A 20,889-nucleotide genomic window follows, 5' to 3' on the forward strand; every position below is an offset into this window, starting at 1 on the left:
GCCGATCCAATCATAAAGATAACGTGGTATGACATCTTCGCGGCCCGCGCAAGCGGCGGGCATTATAGCGCAGCAAGTTCGCGAAATTGCCCCCGATGGCAAAGATTCTGCGTGCCCGCAGTCCGTGGAACCGGCGCCATTCCTGCCCGATCTGTGCAATGTGACCGGCGTGGCGGCTCTGGTTCTGATCGGCGAACTGTTGTCCCTGGTGCTGGTGATCGCCAGCGATGGCCTGTATCCGTTCAACTGGCAGCGCCTGGGGCTGGTTTCACTCACCGTGTTGTGGGTGATACTGCCGGCCGCCGCCATTCTGTGTCGCCTGCGCCCAGCCCTGGCGCGCCTCTCCCACAAGCTGGCCGCCGCACTCAGTTATACCGTGGTGCTGTCGGTACTGGTTACTGTGCTCGGGGTGCAGCACTGGTGGCTGGCGGATATGTCGGACGCGGCTATCGATCACTGGTCGCTACTGGCAAGCCTGCTGGTGGGCGCCATCTGTTCCGGGATCTTCCTGCGCTACGCCTATGTGCAACAGCAGTTGCACAATCAGCAGCAGGCGGAACTCGGCGCGCGTATCGAGGCACTGCAATCGCGTATTCGCCCGCACTTCCTGTTCAACAGTATGAACAGTCTTGCCAGCTTGATTGCCGTGGATGCCCAGCGTGCGGAAAAACTGGTGGAAGATCTCTCGGCACTGTTTCGTGCCTCACTGGCAGACTCAAAACTGGTACCCCTTGAGCAGGAGGTTGCGCTGGCGAAGCGTTATCTGGAAATCGAGTCCCTGCGGCTCGGCGATCGGCTCCGTCAGGAGTGGCTGGTTGAAGAGCTGCCCGGAGGAATCAAACTGCCCTCCATGCTGCTGCAGCCGCTGCTGGAAAATGCGGTGCTGCACGGTGTTGCGCGACTGCGACAGGGCGGTGTGGTGCGCATTGCCATTCAACAAAATGTCATTGGCAGCAAGGCGCGCGAACTGCTATTGTCGATTGAAAATCCCATTGCAGATTCCGGGACGGAAAATGGTCGCGAACAGGGCAGCACTAGCGTCCATCGCGGCAACGGTATGGCGGTCGATAATATCCGTCAGCGTCTCGGTGCGTTTTACGGCAATCGCTTCCGCTTCGGTGCGGAGGTCCGCGACGGTCACTACCGGGTGGAGCTGCGTTTGCCGCTGGAAACCGGACAATTGCTGAAGTCAGTGCATCAGTCGGCGGCTGTGGCGGAGGACGCCTCGTGAGCGATTCCGTATCCACTCCCGCGAGCAATCTCGGCGTGTTGATCGTCGACGACGAACCGCTGGCACGGGCCAGACTGGCCCGACAGTTGCAGACTATTGATGGTTGCCAACTGCTGGGAGAAGCTGCCGATGGGGAAAGCGCAATACAACAGCTGGATTCACTCGACCCGGACCTGTTGTTACTGGATATCGAAATGCCCGGGGAAAGCGGGCTCCAACTCGCCACCCAAATCACCAACCGCCCCAACCCACCCGCGATCATTTTTTGCACCGCCCACGACGAGTTTGCGCTCCCTGCCTTTGCGGTCGCTCCATCGGGTTACCTGCTCAAGCCCGTCAATGTGGAGCAACTGGCACAGGCGATTGCCCAGGCGCGAAGACTGAGTCGACCACAGCTCAAAAAACTCAACGCCCAGGCCCCTGCCAGCGGCCGTCGCCAGATCAAAGCGGTGAGCCGCCGCGGTGTGCAGTTACTGGATGTGGCGGATATCCGCTGTTTTATCGCCGAAGACAAATACGTTATCGCCCACCACAGTGGTGGCGAGACGCTATTGGATGAATCGTTAAAAGAACTGGAAGCGGAGTTTGGCGAGCGTTTTGTGCGGGTGCACCGCAGTGCCATCGTCGCGGTGGAATACATTACCGGCCTGCGCAAAACCGCCGGCGGCCACGAAGTAACCCTGAAGGATATAGATCTGGCGCCGCCGGTTTCCCGCCGATTGCTCGGCAGTATCCGGGATCTGCTGACCGAACTCGCCTGAGTCGCCTCTGAAAGTCAGTCGCGTCCCGCAATCAGAGTCTGCAGCACCCGGATTTCCCGCCACTGTTCCGCTGGTGTGGTCAGCGGATTTTTATCCACAATCACCAGATCCGCGTATTTTCCCACCTCGATACTGCCTACCTCGTTTTCCATCCCCAGTTGCCAGGCGCCATTGATGGTCAGCGCCCGCAGCGCTTGCAGTGGGGTTAAAGCCTGATCTGGCCCGAGCACAGCGCCACCGCGGCTGCGGCGGGTAATCGCCGTTTGCATCAGGCTGAACGGGTCGGCGGGAAACATGGGGCTGTCCGCGTGCAGGGTGGGGTGCATATCCTGGGCAAATGCCGCCGCGACCGGCAACAGGCGCTGTGCGCGCTCCTCGCCCAGCAGCTGGTCCTTGAGTGCATCCCCATAGTAGTACAGATGGTTGATATGGAAGCTGGGGGTGACACCAAGTTCGGCCAGCTCAGGCAACACGGATTCTTCCAGCAGTAGGCCGTGTTCGAGGCGGTGCCGCTGGCCGATGAACCTATCCCGTTGATCTGCTGGCAGGTTATCCAGATTGGCCTGTAACAGGCGCAGATAATCCCGTGCGGCGCGGTCTCCCTGCACATGCGTGGCGGTCTGCCAGCCGCGCTCACTGAACAGGTGTAACTGCTGTTGGAATTCTCGCGTGCCGATTACCGGTTCACCGTGGCTGCCGTGGGCGATACCCAGTTGTGTGCTGAGGTCGCCATCCGCGTAGGCCTGCTCCACAACCATACTGCCGCTGTAGGGCGAACCGTCGTACCAGAATTTTGCCCCGAGTACGCGGAAGCTATCGCCTTCCTTTTCTGGCGTGCCATCCAGCTTGTCGAGGTTTTCTCCACGGTAGTAAAAAAACTGACGGATACGCGGGGAGAAATGATCACTGGCAGCCCACCGCGCCAGCCAGGCCGGTACGTTAAAACCCAAGGAGGCAACCGTGGTGTAGCCAGCGCGCCGCAGATCGTCCAGCTCTGCCTCGTAAGCTGCGGTCACTTTCAATGGGTTTTTATGCGGGGCGAGAAAAGGCTCCAGCGCGGGCTTTTCTACCAGCATGCCGTTTAGTCGCCCGTTTTCATCGCGCCCGTAGTAGGAGCCCTCACCGGGTACTGGAGAATTTTCGTCGATATCCACGGCCGCCAGCGCCGCGGAGTTCACCCACGCGGTGTGCATGCTCTGGGCGAGAATAAATACCGGGTTGTGCGGCGCCAGTTGATCCAGTTGTGTGCGCGTGGGCGTCGCCAATCCACTGAGTAATACCGGATCCAGTCCCTTTGCGTAAATCCATTCACCGCGCGGTGTGTTGGCGATTTCTGCTTCCAGTGCTTTCCATGCATCTGCCGCGGAGGGATGGGTGAAGCCGCTCATATCAAAAAAATTGCGGAACACCGCGCTGATGGCCGGGTGCTCGTGGGCGGCGATGAACCCGGGCAGAATAGCTTTTCCCTGAAGGTTGATGATCTCCGTGCCTGGCCCGGCAAGCGCACTGACAGATTTACTATCTCCCACTGCGTAGATAATCCCATCCTGAATGGCTAAGGCTTTGGCGATGGGTTGTTTCGGATCCAGCGTGACAACAGTCCCGTTAATGAAAATACGCTCGGGTTCCTGGTTCCCGCACGCGGACAGCAGGGTAAGGATAGCCAGGGTAGTGAGAAAAATTACTGCATTTTTCATAAGTGAATCTGCCGCTTCAGAGTCCACCGGTAGCATCTATGAAGGCACCAGTGGTAAAGGACGCCTCGTCACTGAGTAGCCAGGCGATTGCCCCGGCTACCTCTTCTGGTTGCCCACCGCGTGCAAGGGGTATCAATGGTTGCAGTCGCTGTAGACGGTTTGGTTCTCCGCCGTCGTTGTGCATTTCGGTTTTGATAAATCCCGGGCGCACGGCGTTTACCCTGATGCCTTCGCGGGCGACTTCCTTGCTGAGGCCGATGGTGAGCGTGTCGACCGCACCTTTACTTGCTGCATAGTCGATATATTCGTGCGGGGAGCCACTGCGGGCAGCACCGGAGGAGACATTAACGATTGCGCCACCGCGACCGCCGCAAGTTGTCGACATACGCTTGATTGCCTCGCGGCAACAGAGCAAGGTGCCAGTCACGTTGGTCTGCAATATGGTATTTATTCGCTCTGCAGTCATCTCGTTCACGCGGATTTGGGGCATGAGCATTCCGGCATTGTTTACCAGTGCCGCCAGTGGGCCAAGTTGCTTGTCCACTGCCTGGAACAGTGCTTCGACGTCTTTTTCTCGGGAAATATCTGCCTGAACAGCGATGGCTTTTACACCACAGGAATGGGCGGCTTCCAGTACTGCGTCGGCGGCGGATTTCCGCGTGCGATAACTGATGCAGATATCGTAACCGCGGGCGGCAAGCAACTTTGCAGTGGCCGCGCCGATACCGCGACTGCCGCCGGTGACCAGAGCGACTCTATTCGATGATATTTGTGGGGGCATGGCAGCTTTTCCGGGGATTAAAAAGGGCAGGACGTTTCCGTGCCTGCCCCATGTGCATCGAGTATCTGACCGGTTTTTGGATCAGTAGATCTGAGGGCCGCCGCCGCTATCGCTATCGCTGGCGAGGCTGAGTTCGTCGGCGGCGCTGTTGAGGTACTCGGCGTCGGACTCGGACTTGAGCTTGATCATCAGGCGCAGATCGTTGGCGGAGTCGGCGTGGGCGAGGGCGTCTTCATAGGTGATCTCGCCGCGGTCATAGAGTTCGTACAGAGCCTGGTCGAAAGTCTGCATACCCTGCTCGACGGAGCGCTTCATCAACTCCTTCATTTTGTGTACCTCGCCCTTGCGGATGAGGTCGGACATGAGCGGGGTGTTGATCATGATCTCGAGACACGCGCGGCGACCGTCGCCATCCGGTGTCGGGACCAGCTGCTGGGCGACCATGGCCTGCAGGTTGAGCGACAAATCCATCCACAGCTGCTGGTGTCGATCGGCGGGGAAGAAGTGGATGATCCGGTCCAGTGCCTGGTTGGCGTTGTTGGCGTGCAGGGTACACAGGCACAGGTGGCCGGTTTCGGCGAAGGCGATGGCGTGGTCCATGGTTTCGCGGGAGCGTACCTCACCAATGAGGATGACGTCCGGGGCCTGTCGCAGGGTGTTTTTCAGGGCGGTCTCGAAGGAGTCTGTGTCGAGGCCGACTTCGCGCTGGGTAACGATACATCCGCGGTGCTGGTGAATGAATTCGATGGGGTCTTCGATGGAGATGATGTGACCCTTCGAGTTTTCATTGCGGTGGCCGATCATGGAGGCGAGCGAGGTGGATTTACCGGTACCCGTTGCACCCACGAAGATGATCAGGCCACGCTTGGTCATGGCCAGCTCTTTGAGCTGTTCTGGCAGGCCCAGTCCGTCGATGGTGGGGATTTTGGTTTCGATCCGACGCAGTACCATGCCGACGAGGTTGCGCTGGAAAAAGGCGGATACCCGGAAGCGGCCGACGTTGCGCAGGGAGATGGCAAAGTTGAGCTCTTTGCTTTCCGCGAATTCCTTTTTCTGGCGGTCGTTCATGATACCGACGACCATTTCGCGCGCTTTTTCCGGGCTTAGCGGGGAGCTGCTAACGGGAACGATTTTACCGTGCAGTTTGATGGACGGCGGCACACCGGCGGTGATAAACAGGTCGGAGGCGCCTTTTTCGGTGACCAGTTGCAGGAGTCGTTCGATTTCCATTTTTTATTTACCGCCTTGGGTGTTCGCTTATTCTGGATCCGGAGGTACGTTTTAGTGCTGGTCCGGTGGCGGCCGGGCACCGGGTGCGGGTTTTCAGGACTGCTGTGAATACATCCCTGTACGCTTCGTCGGCAACGTCCCTGTTGCCGACGATCCTGAAAACCCGCACCCGGCACCCGGCCTTCAATTTGAAACTCTGTACTTCGTAAGCGCTTGCTTGTTGTGCGTATTAACTTTGCTTAGAAGTTTTCCGGCATTTTCGCTTTCTCACGCGCAACTTCACGGCTGATGATGCGTTTCTCCACCATATCTTGCAGGCACTGGTCCATGGTCTGCATACCGACGTTGGCGCCGGTCTGGATGGCGGAGTACATCTGCGCAATCTTGTCTTCGCGGATCAGGTTCCGGATCGCGGGGGTGCCGCGCATGATCTCGTGGGCGGCTACCCGGCCGCCGCCGTTGCGCTTGAGCAGGGTCTGGGAGATTACCGCCTGCAGGGATTCCGAGAGCATCGAGCGCACCATGGATTTTTCCTCCGCCGGGAATACGTCTACCACACGGTCGATGGTTTTGGCAGCGGAGGTGGTGTGCAGGGTGCCGAATACCAGGTGACCGGTTTCCGCGGCGGTCAGTGCCAGGCGGATGGTTTCCAGGTCTCGCATCTCACCCACGAGGATGATGTCCGGGTCTTCACGCAGCGCGGAGCGCAGGGCTTCGGAGAAGCCGTGGGTGTCGCGGTGGACTTCCCGCTGGTTGACCAGGCACTTCTTGGATTCGTGTACGAATTCGATCGGGTCTTCGACGGTGAGGATGTGTTCGTACTTGTTGTCGTTGATGTAGTCGATCATCGCCGCGAGCGAGGTGGACTTACCGGAGCCGGTAGGACCGGTGACGAGTACCAGGCCGCGGGGGGTGTCGGAGATCTGTTTGAACACCTGGCCCATTCCGAGGTCTTCCATGGTGAGTACCTTGGAGGGAATGGTCCGGAATACGGCGCCGGCGCCGCGGTTGTGGTTGAACGCGTTCACACGGAAGCGGGCCACGCCGGGGACTTCGAAGGAGAAGTCGGTCTCGAGGAACTCTTCGTAGTCCTTGCGCTGCTTGTCATTCATGATCTCGTAGATCAGGCCGTGTACCTGCTTGTGCTCCATGGGAGGGAGGTTGATGCGGCGCACGTCGCCGTCGACCCGGATCATGGGTGGCAGGCCGGCGGAGAGGTGCAGGTCCGAGGCGTTCTGCTTGGCGCTGAAGGCGAGGAGTTCTGTAATGTCCATACTGCTACCCTTTATTCTTCTCTTTCTGACACTTGTCGATATGACGCGCGGGCACTGAGCGCATAGAATGCCCGCCGAGTAATGAATGGGTCCCAGTATATGCGCAAAGGGTCTATCCCCGAAAACCTCAATTCCGTCGCTGAGCGAATCGTCACAGCCTGTCGTAGCTGTGACCGTCAGGACGACTCGGTCACGCTGCTGGCGGTGTCCAAAACCCGACCGGCAGAGGACCTGCGTGCGGCGTATGCCGCAGGACAGCGCCATTTTGGTGAAAACTATCTGCAGGAAGCGCTGGATAAGCAGGAGGCGCTGGCGGATTGCGACATCATCTGGCACTTCATTGGTCCGCTGCAGTCCAACAAGACCCGCGATGTGGCGGGGCATTTTCACTGGATGCATACGGTGGATCGGCTGAAAATTGCACGCCGTCTGTCGGAGCAGCGCCCGGCCGAGATGCCGCCGCTGAATATCTGCCTGCAGGTGAATATCGACGGTGAGGAGAGCAAGTCCGGCGTCAGTCCGGAAAAGCTGCCGGAGCTGGCAGCCGCAGTGGCGGCGTTACCCAACCTGCAGTTGCGCGGACTGATGACAATTCCCGCTCCCCGCGGCGCTGCCGAGGATCAGCGCACCCCATTTAAACAGCTGGCCGCGCTGCTGGAGGATCTCAGGCGCGCGCTGCCGGACCAGCCGCTGGATACCCTGTCCATGGGCATGTCTGGCGATATGGAGGCGGCCATTTTCAGCGGCGCCACGATGGTGCGCATCGGTACCGATATCTTCGGGGCCAGAAAATAGATTTCTCAAAAGAACACGATAAGGAACACTATGTCTGATCAAAAAATGGTCTTTATCGGCGGCGCCGGCAATATGGCCGGTGCGGTGATTGGCGGAATGGTGGCGAGCGGCTATCCCGCAGACAAAATCGTGGCCACCGGCCGTAATGCGGAAAAGCTCAAGCAGTTTTGCCAGCGCACCGGCGTGCATGGCAGCACCGACAATCTGGCGGCGATCGCCGATGCCGATGTGATTGTGCTGTCGGTCAAGCCCCAGGTCATGAAGGAAATGTGCGAGTCCATTGCCGATGTAGTAAGTGCTCGCAAACCCCTGGTGATCACCCTGGCGGCGGGTATCCCGCTCGCTGCGTACCAGCGCTGGCTCGGTGCGGGCGTGCCCATCGTGCGCGCGATGCCGAATACACCGGCCCTGGTGGGCACCGGCGTCACCGGCCTGTATGCCGGTGACGGTGTCACCGATGAGCACAAGTCCGTAGCCACACAGATGGCGGATGCTGTGGGCATCGCGCTGTGGGTAGCGGAGGAATCCGGTATCGATCAGGTGATCGCCGTTTCCGGTTCTGGCCCGGCCTACTATTTTCAGTTTATGGAATCCATGATCGATGCGGCGGAGAAGGCCGGCATGGATCGTGCGGACGCTGAACGACTCACCTTGCAAACCGCTCTGGGCGCGGCGAAACTTGCGGTGTCTGCCGATGTGGATGTGGCGCAGTTAAAGCGCAATGTCATGTCCCCGAACGGCACCACCGAGCGTGCGGTCAAACGCTTTCAGGAGGGCGGCTTGCCGGAACTGGTGGAGCAGGCCATGAGCGATTGCGCTGCGCGTGCGGCGGAAATGGCGAAAGAATTGGATAACTGATTAGCTTGTTGGAAAACGCCATCCTGGCCTTTTCCAACCCGGGTTTGCGGCACTTGTCCGCAAACCCTCCACGACAAATTGAGCGCATGCGCTCAATTTGCGGCCGGGCCATCCGTGGCCCGGTTTAACAAACTGTTTGCAACAGCCTGTTAAAAGGACTTTTGATGGTCAACACCTTCAGCAATATCGGCGTTTTCATTCTCGCCACTATCGGCATTCTGTTTCTGTTCGCGGTCATCCTGCGCTTTATGCTGCAGCTGGGACGCGCCGACTTTTACAACCCGATCTCCCAGGGCATCGTCAAGGTCACCAACCCGCTGTTGCGCCCGCTGCGCAAAATCGTGCCCGGCCTGTTCGGCCTGGATATGGCATCCCTGGTGCTCGCCCTGCTGGTGGGCTGGGTGATGATCCTCGGTGCGGGATTCCTCGCCGGTGCCGGACTGTTGAACCCGCTGAGCGCACTGCTGTGGTCGCTGCTGGGTGTGTTGATGACCCTGATCGCGATCCTGTTTGTCGGTATGCTGGTCTCCATTGTGGTCAGCTGGGTTGCGCCGCAGAGCTCTCATCCCGCGCTGATGTTGCTGCGCCAGCTGCTGGAGCCGATCTACGCACCGGTGCGCAAGATCATCCCGCCGTTGGGTGTGATCGATATCAGCCCGATTTTCGTCTTCATCCTGCTGACCGTGGCCGACAAGCTGCTGGTGGGCTTCGCGCAGAGTGCGCATATGCCGCAACTGGTATACAACCTCTTCTGGCACATCCCATTTTGATCTGATGCGCTTCGGGAGCCGGGTCTGCCGGCTCCCCAGCTGTCTTAACTGTCAGCTTCCCTGGATTCTTCCCCTCAAGCCTTACCCAGTTCGCGAAACCGTGTCAGCAGGGTTTAACTCCGCGCCTGCTTGCTGGAAAATGGCACGCAATATTCATCAGTAATCACAATAAAAGCAGTAACAACAAGAACACTAAACATGGAAGATGCGACTTTGCGCCAGCACATTGCCGATTACGATCAGTGGAAGAGGGGGCTCGACGGCCAGCTCGATGCGTTCAGCCACTGGCTGGAAGACCACTTCCCCAACTCAGCCGGCGCCCGCCAGGTGGTTCAGCAGGCGCGTCAGCTGCTGGTGGACGACCAGTTCACCGTGGCCCTGGTAGGTGAGTTCTCCCGCGGTAAAACCGAGCTGATCAATGCGATGCTGTCGCATACCTACGGCAAACGCCTGCTGCCGTCGCGCCCGGGCCGCACCACTATGTGCCCCACGGAAATCTTCTGTGATGGCAGCGAACAGGCTTCGGTACGCCTGCTGCCGATCGAGACCCTGGCTACCAACACCAGCCTGGAAAGCTTCCGTCGCATTCCGCAGAAGTGGGTCAATCACACCTTCGACCCGGAAGACGCCGAAGCTACCCGCGAGGCACTGATGAAAGTCGCCGCCACCAAGGCGGTGACCCCGGAAGAGGCCGCACGCTACGGTTTTGACCGCCGTCACCTGGACGGCAATGGCAACCTGGTACAGATTCCCGCGTGGCGCTACGCCCTTATTTCCCTGCCGCACCCACTGCTGGCCCAGGGGCTGCGCATCATCGACACCCCGGGACTGAACGCCCTGGGTAATGAGCCCGAGCTGACCCTGTCCACCCTGCCGGGTGCGCAGGCGGTCGCGTTCCTGCTCTCCGCCGATGCCGGCGTCAGTGGCACTGACCTGAATATGTGGGAAACCCACCTGGTTCCGCTGCGGGATCACCGCGGCACGGCGGTGATGGCACTGCTCAACAAGATCGATGTGCTGTGGGACGACCCCGACGAAGATACGGATCAGATGCTGCGCAAGATGCGCGATGAAGTGAGCAAGCTGCTGGATCTGCCATTGGAAAACGTGGTCGGCGTATCCGCGAAAAAAGCACTGCTGGCGCGTGCCGAGCGCGATCCGGTCCTGCTGAAGCAGAGCTGTTTCGGGGATTTTGAAAAACTGCTGGTACAGCGCCTGATGGAACATCGCCAAAAGGTAGCCAACCACCGCTCCCTGCATCAGGCGCTGACCCTGATGGCCGACACCCGCGATCTTTTAAAGCGCCGCCTGAACAGCGGCAGCGCCACCCTGGATCATCTGAAGCGCCACGGTGCCACCAATCCGGATCAGCTCGAGGAGCTGAAGCAGCTGCACCAGACCGCCAAGGAGCAGCACAAGTACTGCCACCAGGAGCTGCTGACACTCAAGTCCAGTCAGCGCATGCTGTCTCGCCAGCGCGCATCCTTGCTCGCCCCGGTTTCCAGCCAGCAGTTGCAGCAACTGATCGATGAAACCCGCAAAGCGCTGAACGAGCGCTGGTCGCCTCTCGGCCTCGCGCGGGCGATCGATAATTTCATGGGTGGTGTGGAGCATCAGCTCTCCAACCTCGAGCGCGAAGTGGATCAGACCAACCGCCTGGTCGACGCGATTTATGATCGCTCCACCCTGAACAACATCATCTCCGCGGAGCAGCATTTTGACATTGCCGGCTTCCGCGCGGCCCTGCGCGGGCTGCACCGTCAGGCAGCGCAGTTGCGCCGCTCTCCCCAGTTGCTGCTGGCCCGCCGCAATCGTTTGACCGAGCGCTTCGTGGCGACACTGGCCAATGAAGTGGGGCGCATGTACAGCCAGATGATCTCTTCCGTGGACGGTTGGCTCGATCAGGTGCTGGAACCGCTCAAGCAGCATGTGCAGTACCAGAAACATCTGCTCAACCGTCACCTGATCAAGCTCACCGAGCTGAAACAGAAAACCCAGACCAAGCGCACCGACTTGCGCGCGCTGGAAGAAGAGCTGGTGCGCAACCACAGTGCCCTGGGAAGCCTGGAAGACCTGCTCAAACAGACCCAGCCCTCCCCGCAGCCGGTTGCGCCTGCACCGGTGGCGACCATGGCCAGTAATGTGACGCCATTGAAATCGCCTGCCATTTCTTGATGGTGGGCTTGGGCGGTTTTGTGGTGATTCGGGCGGCGTGTGCACCCTTGTGAGACACGCCGCCCGAATCTTAGCTTCTCCCCCCGCTGTGTACTCCCGTCCCCACCTTTCGTAAACTTGGCGCCCCGCCCAATAACCACATGCGAAAGATTTTGACCACGGAAGCGCAATCTCCCAGTTCTCCGAAGCCGACAGGCCTGCCCGCCAATTCGGTCGGCATTGTCGAGCCCCTGAGCCACACTTTTCCCGGGCCGTTCAAGCTGGCCTGTGGCCGTGTGCTGGATGAGTACACCCTGGTGTACGAAACCTACGGCGCCTTGAATGCCGATAAAAGTAACGGCGTACTGATCTGCCATGCACTCTCCGGGCATCATCACGCCGCCGGTTACCACAGTGAAAGTGACAAACGGCCGGGCTGGTGGGATCACTACATCGGTCCCGGCAAGCCCATCGATACCAACAAATTCTTCGTGGTTGCGCTGAACAATCTGGGTGGATGCCACGGCTCCACAGGACCAGCCTCGATCAATCCCGAGACCGGCAAACCCTGGGGGCCGGACTTTCCTCCGCTGCGGGCGCGGGACTGGGTGCACAGCCAGGCGCAACTGGCGGATCACCTGGGTATTCACCAGTGGGCGGCAGTCGTGGGCGGCAGCCTCGGTGGAATGCAGGCCATGCGCTGGGCGCTGGAATATCCCGAGCGGCTGCGCCACTGTGTGGTGATTGCATCGGCGATGAAATTGTCCGCGCAAAACATTGCGTTCAACGAGACCGCCCGCCAGGCGATTACCTCCGACCCGGATTTCCGCGACGGACGTTACCTCGAAGCGGAAACCCTGCCACGGGATGGCCTCGCGGTGGCGCGGATGATCGGACATATCACCTATCTATCTGACGATGGCCTGGGCAAAAAATTTGGCCGCGAGCTGCGTTCTGGTACTTTCCAGCAGGGCGTGGAAGAGCTGGTGGAGTTCCAGGTACAGAGCTACCTGCGCTATCAGGGGGATACCTTTTCCAGCAGCTTCGATCCCAATACCTATATCCTGATGACCCGTGCGCTGGATTACTTTGACCTGGCGCGGGAATACGAGGACGACCCGGTAAAAGCCTTTTCCAACGCGCGCTGTAAATTCCTGCTGGTGTCGTTTACGTCCGACTGGCGCTTTGCCCCGGAGCGCTCGCGGGAAATAGCCGATGCCCTGATGCACGCGAATATTCCGGTGAGCTACGCGGAAGTGGAATCCCCCATGGGGCACGATGCCTTCCTGTTGCCCAACGAGCGTTACGAAAACCTGTTCGCCGCGTATATGAACAATGTCGCCCGCGAACACGGCGCTGCCAATGTAGGGGAGGTGTCGGCATGATGCGTAAGGACCTGGATATTATTCACAACTGGGTTGCCTCCAATACGCGGGTGCTGGACCTCGGCTGTGGTGATGGTGCCTTGCTGGAGCGGCTGGCGAAGGAAAAGCAGGTGAGCGGTTACGGCCTGGAAATCGATCCCGGCCAGATCCAGAAGTGTGTCGAGCGCGGGGTCAATGTGGTGGAGCAGAACCTCGACAATGGGCTGAAGAACTTTGCCGACCACAGTTTTGATACGGTGGTAATGACCCAGGCCCTGCAGACCCTGCGTTTTCCGCATCTGGTAGTGGAAGAAATGTTGCGGGTGGGGCGGGAGTGCATCATTACCTTCCCCAACTTCGGGCAGTGGAAGGCGCGCTGGCACCTGGCGGTATCCGGGCGTATGCCGGTTTCCGATTTATTACCATACGAATGGTACGACACGCCCAATATTCACTTTTGTACTTTCAAGGACTTCGAGGTGCTGTGCAGAGAGCACAGCTGGAAAATCCTGCACCGTCAGGTAGTCTCAGAGTCCCCTGTTTCCGGGGTGTTGAAGGATTTTTTACCGAATCTCTTTGGAGAGACGGCGATTTACCATCTGACTCGCTAATATAAAGGTCAGAAGGTTGTTTAATGCGCCGCCTCTGCGCGAGGAGGTTGCCGAAAGGATGATTGAGGAGAACGCCGTGAAACGTCTGTATGCTGCATTTTTTTCCATGGCCTTGTTGCTGTGGGCCGCTGCGGCCGCCGCCCAAGGCGCGAAAACCATTGAAAGTCATCAGGATTTTGGCGATTACCGGGTAACCTACTCGGTATTCAACAGCGATTTCATCCCCCCGGATATCGCCCGTCAGTACAACCTGGTGCGCGCGCGGGACCGCGCTTTCGTGAATATTTCCGTGAGCAAGAAAGGTGGCCTGAAAGGCATGAGTGCGGGGATTTCTGGCAATGCGACCAACCTGATCCAGCAGTCTCGCCCGCTGGAGTTCAAGGAAATCCGCGAGCAGGATGCGGTTTATTACCTGGCACCGCTGCGCTTTGAACACGAGGAGAGCCTCACCTTCAATATCGATCTGGTCATGCCAGACGGCAGTTCGCAGCAGCTCACCTTCCGTCGTCAGCTGCACAAGAACTGACAGACCGACAGAAACCTAATACAGCGGGCCGGTTGCCCGCTGTTTTCATTTTGGAAACTGAATTCTTCCTATGGATAAAATCGTTCTCGCCAGTGGCAACGCCGGCAAGCTCAAGGAATTCTCCCAGTTATTTGCCGGCTGGCAGATTGCGGTGCTGCCGCAATCGGATTTTCTGCAGCAGGAAGCGGAAGAAACCGGTCTCAGCTTTATTGAAAACGCCCTGATCAAGGCGCGTCACGCCAGTCGTGCCAGCGGCCTGCCGGCACTGGCAGATGATTCCGGCCTGGCGGTGGATGCGCTTGGCGGCGCGCCCGGCATTTACTCCGCGCGCTATGCCGGCGCCGGTGCCAGCGACGCAGACAACAACCAAAAGCTGCTGGACGCGCTGCAAGACGTACCCAGCGAGCAGCGTATTGCCAGCTTCCACTGCGCTCTGGCGTTTGTGCGCACCCCGGAAGACCCGGTGCCACTGGTGTGCACCGCGCGCTGGCAAGGGCTGATACTGAATCACACCGCCGGCGACCAGGGATTTGGCTACGATCCGCTGTTTTACGTTCCTTCGGAAAAACTCACCTCGGCACAGTTGCCGCGGGAAGTGAAAAACCGCCTCAGCCATCGCGCCCAGGCGGTGAAGAAGTTTGAAAAGCTGTGGCACGAGGAAATGGTGCTGCCGGAACAACAGCGGAATGCCGATGTGGGCAAGAAGCTGATCTGAGTTGATGCCATTGAATCCCGATTCCCCGCAACTGTCACTGCCGCCCCTCAGCCTGTATGTGCATATCCCGTGGTGTGTGCGCAAATGCCCCTATTGTGATTTCAATTCTCATGAAGTCTCCGCGGGCACAGGCGAGCATGTCGCCATCCGCCACTCTGTGGATAGCGAGCAGACCGATTCCCAGCTGCCGGAAGCAGATTATGTGGACCAACTGGAGCGGGACCTGCGCAGTCAGCTGGGTTGGATTCAGGGGCGCAAACTGGGATCCATCTTCTTTGGCGGCGGCACCCCGAGCCTGTTCTCGCCGCTGGCCATCGAGCGGATCCTGAACCTGGCGGAATCCCTGGTGGGCTTCGAGCCCGATATCGAAATCACCCTCGAGGCCAATCCGGGCACTTTTGAGCAGGCCAAGTTCGCCGGCTACCGCCGCGCCGGGGTCAACCGGTTGTCCATCGGTGTGCAGAGCTTCGATCCCCTGCAATTGCAGAACCTGGGCCGTATCCACAGCGGCTCCGAGGCGGAGACCGCGGCCACCCAGGCCCGTGCGGCGGGCTTCGACAATATCAACATCGACCTGATGCACGGCCTGCCCGGGCAGGGGGAAATCGATGCCCTGCGGGATCTTGAGCGCGCGGTGGAATTGGGGGCGGAGCACATCTCCTGGTATCAGCTCACCATCGAGCCCAATACCGCGTTCTACTCCGCGCCGCCGGTTACCCCGGGCTCGGAGCAGATCGCGGCCATCCAGCGGGCGGGGCGGGCGTATCTGGCCGGGGAGGGCTATGGCCGCTACGAGGTATCTGCCTACGCGCGCAGCGGTCTCGCCTCCCGCCACAACCTCAACTATTGGTCGTTTGCCGACTATATCGGCATCGGCGCCGGCGCCCACGGCAAGTTCACCCTGCCGGAGAGCGGCCGCATCATTCGCACCCAGCGTACACGCACCCCGCGGGATTACCTGGCGCTCGGCTGTCATGTGGGGGAGGGCGGTGTGCAATTCCCGCTGCCCAAGACCACCGATGTGGCCGAGGCTGAGCGGCCGCTGGAGTTCCTGATGAACACCCTGCGGCTGGCGTCCGGCGTGCCGGCAGGGACCTTCCCCGCCTATACCGGTCTTCCACTGTCGGTACTCGAGGGGCAATGGCCGCGATTGCAGGCCATGGAGCTGGTGGAGCCCCTGGGGCCGAGCATCGCCACCAGCGAATTCGGCTATGACTATGTGGACGAGATCCTGCAGCGGTTCCTGCCCGAGGATTGATCCCACCCTTGAAAACGGTGCCACGGCCCTCATATAGGGCGAAATGCCAACTGTTGCAGCAAATTGCCAACGGCGGCGAGCCCATTTGCCTTGCGGGGCCTGCTGGCCGTACTTATCATGTCAGCCGGCAGGTCCGCGGGGCCTGAAGAAACAGAACCACAGGAAAGCACTATGAGCGCGAACATCGTCAACGTAACCGATGCAGAATTTGAAGCCGAAGTACTGAAGGCGGAAGGCCCGGTACTGGTAGACTTCTGGGCACAATGGTGTGGCCCCTGCAAGATGATCGCCCCGGTACTGGAAGATCTGGCAGGCCACTACGGTGAGCAGCTGAAAATCGTCAAAGTAGACGTAGATGCCAACAAGGAAGCCGCAGCCAAGTACAACGTGCGCGGTATCCCCACCCTGTTGCTGTTCAAGGGCGGCAATGTGGAAGGCACCAAGGTAGGTGCACTGTCCCGTGCACAGCTGACCGAGTTTATCGACAGCCAGATCTGATCTGGTCTGTGCGGGGCGCCTCCTGTCGACGGCAGGGCGCCCCGAGTCGTTTCTGGCCCCTGCAATGCTTCGGGTACCCAGGCGGCTCACCGGTCCGGTAAATAGACCTTGCAGGATGCCGAACTACCGTTATACTGCCTATTAATCAAAGTAACTGTTCAGTCCAGACCTGAGCCAAGTCGCCAACCCCGCTGTCGTCACAGCCTCTCCGGCGCAAACTCCTCAAGTTGAACGATCTTCCCTCTGGCACCTTCGCCAAGCCTAGTGTGCCGATGCGAGTGGTAACCTGTGTTCAGGTGGTCTTCAATTGAGTAGCGTGCGGAAAGCTAATCCGTCGACTAGTCGATACGGGTATTATCAAGATCGAACTTTCAACTCCCCCCTCAAAAAATTCCGGTGCGTCCGCGCCAACTGACAGAAGAAACCTTAATAAAGCAATTGGTATGAACCTTTCTGAATTAAAAACCAAACCCATTGAAGAGCTGATTGAAATTGCCAAAGGCATGGGGCTCGAAAACCTCGCCCGCTCGCGCAAGCAGGACATCATTTTCAATATCCTCAAGCGCCACGCCAAGAGCGGTGAAGACATCTACGGTGAGGGGGTGTTGGAAATTCTTCAGGACGGGTTTGGCTTCTTGCGGTCTGCCGACTCGTCCTACCTCGCAGGCCCCGATGATATCTACGTTTCTCCCAGTCAGATCCGCCGCTTCAATCTCCGCACCGGCGACTCCATTGCCGGCAAGATCCGCCCCCCCAAAGAAGGTGAACGCTACTTCGCACTGCTGAAAGTAAGCGATATCAACTTCGACAAGCCGGAAAACGCGCGCAACAAGATTCTTTTTGAAAACCTTACGCCGCTGTTCCCGAACGATCGCCTCACCCTCGAGTGCGGCAACGGATCTTCCGAAGACCTGATCGGCCGCATCATCGACCTGGTCGCACCGATCGGCAAAGGCCAACGTGGCCTGATTGTTGCACCTCCTAAAGCGGGTAAAACGATCATGTTGCAGAACATGGCCCAGGCCATCACCCGCAACAACCCGGAGTGTCACCTGATCGTCCTGCTGATCGACGAGCGCCCGGAAGAAGTGACCGAAATGCAGCGCTCCGTGCGTGGCGAAGTGGTTGCCTCCACCTTTGACGAGCCGCCGGCCCGTCACGTACAGGTGGCCGAGATGGTGATCGAAAAGGCCAAGCGCCTGGTAGAACACAAGAAAGACGTGGTGATCCTGCTGGACTCCATCACTCGTCTGGCGCGCGCCTACAACACCACAGTACCCAGCTCCGGCAAGGTGCTGACCGGTGGTGTCGATGCGCATGCCCTGGAGCGCCCGAAGCGCTTCTTTGGTGCAGCCCGTAATATTGAAGAGGGCGGCAGCCTTTCCATCATCGCTACCGCGCTGGTGGACACCGGTTCGAAGATGGACGAAGTGATCTTCGAAGAGTTCAAAGGCACCGGTAACATGGAGCTGCAGCTGGATCGCAAGATCGCCGAGAAGCGCGTCTACCCGGCCATCAATGTGCGCCGCTCCGGCACCCGCCGCGAAGAGCTGCTGATGCCGGAAGGCGAACTGCAGCGCGTGTGGATTCTGCGCAAGCTTCTGCACGATATGGAAGATCTCGCCGCCACTGAATTCCTGATCGACAAGCTCAAGGACTTCAAATCCAACGACGAATTCTTCCTGTCCATGAAACGGAAATAATTCCGATACACAATAAAGGCCTGCGCAATGTGCAGGCCTTTTTTGCTTCTAATGGACAATTTTTGCAATGCGATGAATGAGGCGTGAAATTACGCCGAATTCAGTTGAAAAGGCCAAGCGTTAGGCATATAAAGGCTTTCATTGCGGTGTTGAACATACTTTCGACACCTACTGAATTGGTCTCGCCCGGCTGGGAAGTCGAGCGACTCTGGACCAATCTCAAATGGATAACTCGGTGGAGCTGGTTACCATTTGTGAATTGCTCGACAGCCCACTGACTCTAGTGAGACTTTTTTGTGAATATCTATATCGGAAATCTGGCCTACGGCGTAACCTCTGACGAACTGCACGAAGCTTTCGGTGCGTTCGGTGAAATCTCCCGGGCTACTGTAATCACTGACCGGGAAACTGGCCGTTCTAAAGGTTTTGGTTTCGTAGAAATGCCGAACGACGACGAAGCGCGTAAGGCAATCGAAGAAATGAATGATCAGCCGCTGTCTGGCCGTAACATCCGTGTTAACGAAGCCAAGCCGCGCGAAGACCGTCCGCGTCGTCCCCGCTTCTAAGACACGTTTTATCGTCTAGAAGTCCGGCAGCCCGCAGCGCCCGCTGCGGGTTGTTCAAAACCCCCTCCTTATTCTGCACTGCCGTACCCCTGGCAAGGCGCAAATTCCCCATTGTGTCCCGACTGTTTTACACTGGCCGCTGAACTTCTCGTCGACCGGTAAAACATGAAATACAAAGACCTGCGCGACTTCATCCGACTCCTGGAAAAGCGCGGCCTCCTCAAACGTATCAAACACCCCGTCAGTCCCTACCTGGAGATGACAGAAATCGCCGACCGCGTACTGCGCGCCGGTGGCCCCGCCCTGTTATTTGAAAACCCCACCGGCTACGACACCCCGGTTCTCGCCAACCTGTTCGGCACCCCCGAGCGTGTCGCACTGGGTATGGGGCGGGAATCCGTGAGTGAGCTGCGCGAAGTGGGCGAACTGCTTGCCTTCCTGAAGGAGCCGCAGCCGCCGGAAGGACTCCGCGACGCCTGGGAAAAACTGCCCGTATTCAAGCAGGTGATGAACATGGGCCCCAAGGTTGTCAGCAAGGCTGACTGCCAGCAGTTTGAAATCAACACCGGTGACATCGATCTCACCAAGCTGCCGATCCAGACCTGTTGGCCGGGGGACGCCGCGCCACTGGTTACTTGGCCGCTGGTGATCACCTGCGGACCGGAAAAGAAACGCCAGAATCTCGGCATCTATCGCATGCAGCTGATTGGGAAGGATCGCCTGATTATGCGCTGGCTTTCCCATCGCGGCGGCGCACTGGATTTCCGTGAGTGGCAGCAGAAGTTCCCCGGTGAGCCCTTCCCCGTTGCGGTGGCTCTGGGTGCCGACCCCGCCACCATCCTCGGCGCCGTCACCCCGGTGCCGGACACGCTCTCTGAATACGGATTTGCCGGCTTGCTGCGCGGCGCCAAGACCGAGGTAGCGGAAGCGAGGCTCAGCAACCTGCAGGTGCCGGCCAGCGCCGAGTATGTACTCGAGGGCTATATCTATCCCGACGACATGGCCGACGAAGGCCCCTACGGCGACCACACCGGCTACTACAACGAGGTCGACAGCTTCCCGGTATTCACCGTGGAGAAAATCACCCACCGCAAAGACCCCATTTACCACAGCACCTACACCGGCCGCCCACCGGATGAGCCCGCGGTACTGGGGGAGGCCCTGAACGAAGTGTTCGTGCCGATATTGCGCAAGCAGTTCCCGGAGATCGTCGACTTCTACCTGCCCCCGGAAGGCTGCTCCTACCGCCTCGCGGTGGTCACCATGAAGAAACAATACGCCGGCCACGCCAAGCGCGTGATGATGGGCGTGTGGTCCTTCCTGCGCCAATTCATGTACACCAAGTTCGTTATCGTTACCGATGATGATGTAAACGCCCGCGACTGGAAGGATGTGATCTGGGCCATGACCACCAGAATGGATCCCGTGCGGGATACCGTGATGGTGGAAAACACCCCAATTGACTACCTCGACTTCGCCTCCCCTGTCTCCGGCCTTGGATCAAAAATCGGATTTGATGCAACCAATAAATGGGAAGGGGAGACAACGCGCGAATGGGGACGGCCAATCGTAAAAGATCCGGATGTCACCAAGAAAGTTGACGAAATCTGGAGCAAGCTAGGACTTTAAACAGAAAATGCCAAGGAGGGCATATGAACATAATAAAAACCTTCAGGCCCGGAGATGACGGGACCAAAAAGTATTCAGATAAATACGGACAGCAACTCTGCGCTGTCCGCTACCGCCGGTCACAATGTAAAAAGACTGTATATACCACCGTAGAAATCATCGTTGCCGAACGCGAAGCTTACCCGCGGTCGCAAGCACACCGCGCAGCTAATGCGAAACCCACTGAATGGGTCGCCCTGAAAATTGCCTTTGATGAGCTAGAGCTACGCAATGAAGCAAAACGAATCGGCGGGCGATGGAGCAAGCTAGCCAAAGCCTGGGTGGTAAAGAGAAAGCTTGCAGAGGGCGCAGAATTACACCATCGAATAGTAGAAGGGCTTATCGATAAGTGCCTAGATGTAGACATGTAGAATGCTTCCAGATATAGGCATAATGCCTAAATATGGAAAAATATTGCCAGATCTAGGC

At 58.7% G+C, this 20,889-nt stretch carries 20 protein-coding genes; 16 read left to right on the forward strand and 4 right to left on the reverse strand.

Features of this window, described 5'->3' with window-relative positions:
• Positions 1–28 precede the first annotated feature (28 nt).
• Together ACONT6_RS18135 and ACONT6_RS18140 are read left to right on the forward strand one after the other, a co-directional pair.
• Positions 29–1,231, forward strand: a complete 1,203-nt coding sequence (locus ACONT6_RS18135; RefSeq protein WP_428819779.1) for a sensor histidine kinase — start codon at positions 29–31, stop codon at positions 1,229–1,231.
• Complete coding sequence (locus tag ACONT6_RS18140) at positions 1,228–1,992, forward strand: LytR/AlgR family response regulator transcription factor (RefSeq protein ID WP_428819780.1); 765 nt, start codon at positions 1,228–1,230, stop codon at positions 1,990–1,992. Before ACONT6_RS18135 ends, ACONT6_RS18140 begins: the two co-directional genes overlap by 4 nt.
• Before the next feature lie 14 nt (positions 1,993–2,006).
• Here ACONT6_RS18140 and ACONT6_RS18145 read toward each other — a convergent pair whose 3' ends face one another.
• The 4 genes from ACONT6_RS18145 to ACONT6_RS18160 all read right to left on the reverse strand — a co-directional run bounded on the left by ACONT6_RS18145 (position 2,007) and on the right by ACONT6_RS18160 (position 6,974).
• A complete protein-coding gene (locus tag ACONT6_RS18145) occupies positions 2,007–3,689 on the reverse strand; it encodes an amidohydrolase (protein ID WP_428819781.1) in 1,683 nt (560 codons plus the stop codon).
• Between the two features lie 16 nt (positions 3,690–3,705).
• On the reverse strand, positions 3,706–4,470 hold the full coding sequence (locus ACONT6_RS18150) for an SDR family oxidoreductase (protein ID WP_428819782.1): 765 nt from the start codon (positions 4,468–4,470) through the stop codon (positions 3,706–3,708).
• A gap of 81 nt (positions 4,471–4,551) precedes the next feature.
• Positions 4,552–5,700 carry a PilT/PilU family type 4a pilus ATPase gene (locus ACONT6_RS18155; RefSeq protein WP_181254645.1) on the reverse strand — a complete coding sequence of 383 codons (1,149 nt, stop codon included), beginning with the start codon at positions 5,698–5,700 and terminating at the stop codon, positions 4,552–4,554.
• Between the two features lie 239 nt (positions 5,701–5,939).
• A complete protein-coding gene (locus ACONT6_RS18160) occupies positions 5,940–6,974 on the reverse strand; it encodes a type IV pilus twitching motility protein PilT (protein WP_428819783.1) in 1,035 nt (344 codons plus the stop codon).
• A 99-nt stretch (positions 6,975–7,073) separates the two neighbouring features.
• Between ACONT6_RS18160 and ACONT6_RS18165 the strand changes: the two genes are divergently transcribed.
• The 14 genes from ACONT6_RS18165 to ACONT6_RS18230 all read left to right on the forward strand — a co-directional run bounded on the left by ACONT6_RS18165 (position 7,074) and on the right by ACONT6_RS18230 (position 20,831).
• Entirely contained in the window at positions 7,074–7,769 is a 696-nt protein-coding gene (locus tag ACONT6_RS18165; RefSeq protein ID WP_428819784.1) for a YggS family pyridoxal phosphate-dependent enzyme, read from the forward strand.
• 30 nt (positions 7,770–7,799) lie between these two features.
• The gene (gene proC / locus ACONT6_RS18170; protein WP_428819785.1) at positions 7,800–8,627 is read left to right on the forward strand and encodes a pyrroline-5-carboxylate reductase; all 828 of its coding nucleotides are present in this window, start codon (positions 7,800–7,802) and stop codon (positions 8,625–8,627) included.
• Positions 8,628–8,791: 164 nt separating this feature from the next.
• Positions 8,792–9,397, forward strand: coding sequence for a YggT family protein (locus ACONT6_RS18175; protein ID WP_078082709.1), 606 nt, complete (start codon positions 8,792–8,794; stop codon positions 9,395–9,397).
• Between the two features lie 198 nt (positions 9,398–9,595).
• Positions 9,596–11,572, forward strand: a complete 1,977-nt coding sequence (locus ACONT6_RS18180) for a dynamin family protein (RefSeq protein ID WP_428819786.1) — start codon at positions 9,596–9,598, stop codon at positions 11,570–11,572.
• 140 nt (positions 11,573–11,712) lie between these two features.
• Entirely contained in the window at positions 11,713–12,936 is a 1,224-nt protein-coding gene (gene metX, locus ACONT6_RS18185; RefSeq protein ID WP_428819787.1) for a homoserine O-succinyltransferase MetX, read from the forward strand.
• A complete protein-coding gene (gene metW, locus ACONT6_RS18190) occupies positions 12,936–13,526 on the forward strand; it encodes a methionine biosynthesis protein MetW (RefSeq protein WP_181255567.1) in 591 nt (196 codons plus the stop codon). The genes metX and metW overlap by 1 nt, the downstream gene beginning before the upstream one ends.
• 76 nt (positions 13,527–13,602) lie before the next feature.
• Positions 13,603–14,052 carry a DUF4426 domain-containing protein gene (locus ACONT6_RS18195; RefSeq protein ID WP_428819788.1) on the forward strand — a complete coding sequence of 150 codons (450 nt, stop codon included), beginning with the start codon at positions 13,603–13,605 and terminating at the stop codon, positions 14,050–14,052.
• 70 nt (positions 14,053–14,122) lie between these two features.
• The gene (gene rdgB, locus ACONT6_RS18200; protein WP_428819789.1) at positions 14,123–14,767 is read left to right on the forward strand and encodes an RdgB/HAM1 family non-canonical purine NTP pyrophosphatase; all 645 of its coding nucleotides are present in this window, start codon (positions 14,123–14,125) and stop codon (positions 14,765–14,767) included.
• A 4-nt stretch (positions 14,768–14,771) separates the two neighbouring features.
• Positions 14,772–16,025, forward strand: a complete 1,254-nt coding sequence (gene hemW / locus ACONT6_RS18205; RefSeq protein ID WP_428819790.1) for a radical SAM family heme chaperone HemW — start codon at positions 14,772–14,774, stop codon at positions 16,023–16,025.
• Between the two features lie 171 nt (positions 16,026–16,196).
• The gene (gene trxA / locus ACONT6_RS18210) at positions 16,197–16,523 is read left to right on the forward strand and encodes a thioredoxin TrxA (RefSeq protein ID WP_078082904.1); all 327 of its coding nucleotides are present in this window, start codon (positions 16,197–16,199) and stop codon (positions 16,521–16,523) included.
• Positions 16,524–16,966: 443 nt separating this feature from the next.
• The gene (rho, locus tag ACONT6_RS18215; RefSeq protein ID WP_181254636.1) at positions 16,967–18,226 is read left to right on the forward strand and encodes a transcription termination factor Rho; all 1,260 of its coding nucleotides are present in this window, start codon (positions 16,967–16,969) and stop codon (positions 18,224–18,226) included.
• A 296-nt stretch (positions 18,227–18,522) separates the two neighbouring features.
• Entirely contained in the window at positions 18,523–18,792 is a 270-nt protein-coding gene (locus ACONT6_RS18220) for an RNA recognition motif domain-containing protein (protein ID WP_010133764.1), read from the forward strand.
• 165 nt (positions 18,793–18,957) lie between these two features.
• Positions 18,958–20,421 (forward strand): 4-hydroxy-3-polyprenylbenzoate decarboxylase, encoded by a 1,464-nt coding sequence (gene ubiD, locus ACONT6_RS18225; protein ID WP_428819791.1) that lies wholly within the window; start codon positions 18,958–18,960, stop codon positions 20,419–20,421.
• Positions 20,422–20,444: 23 nt separating this feature from the next.
• Positions 20,445–20,831, forward strand: a complete 387-nt coding sequence (locus ACONT6_RS18230) for a hypothetical protein (protein WP_428819792.1) — start codon at positions 20,445–20,447, stop codon at positions 20,829–20,831.
• The last annotated feature ends 58 nt before the right edge of the window (positions 20,832–20,889 follow it).

The organism is Microbulbifer sp. MCCC 1A16149 (assembly GCF_050368945.1).
Taxonomy (GTDB): domain Bacteria; phylum Pseudomonadota; class Gammaproteobacteria; order Pseudomonadales; family Cellvibrionaceae; genus Microbulbifer.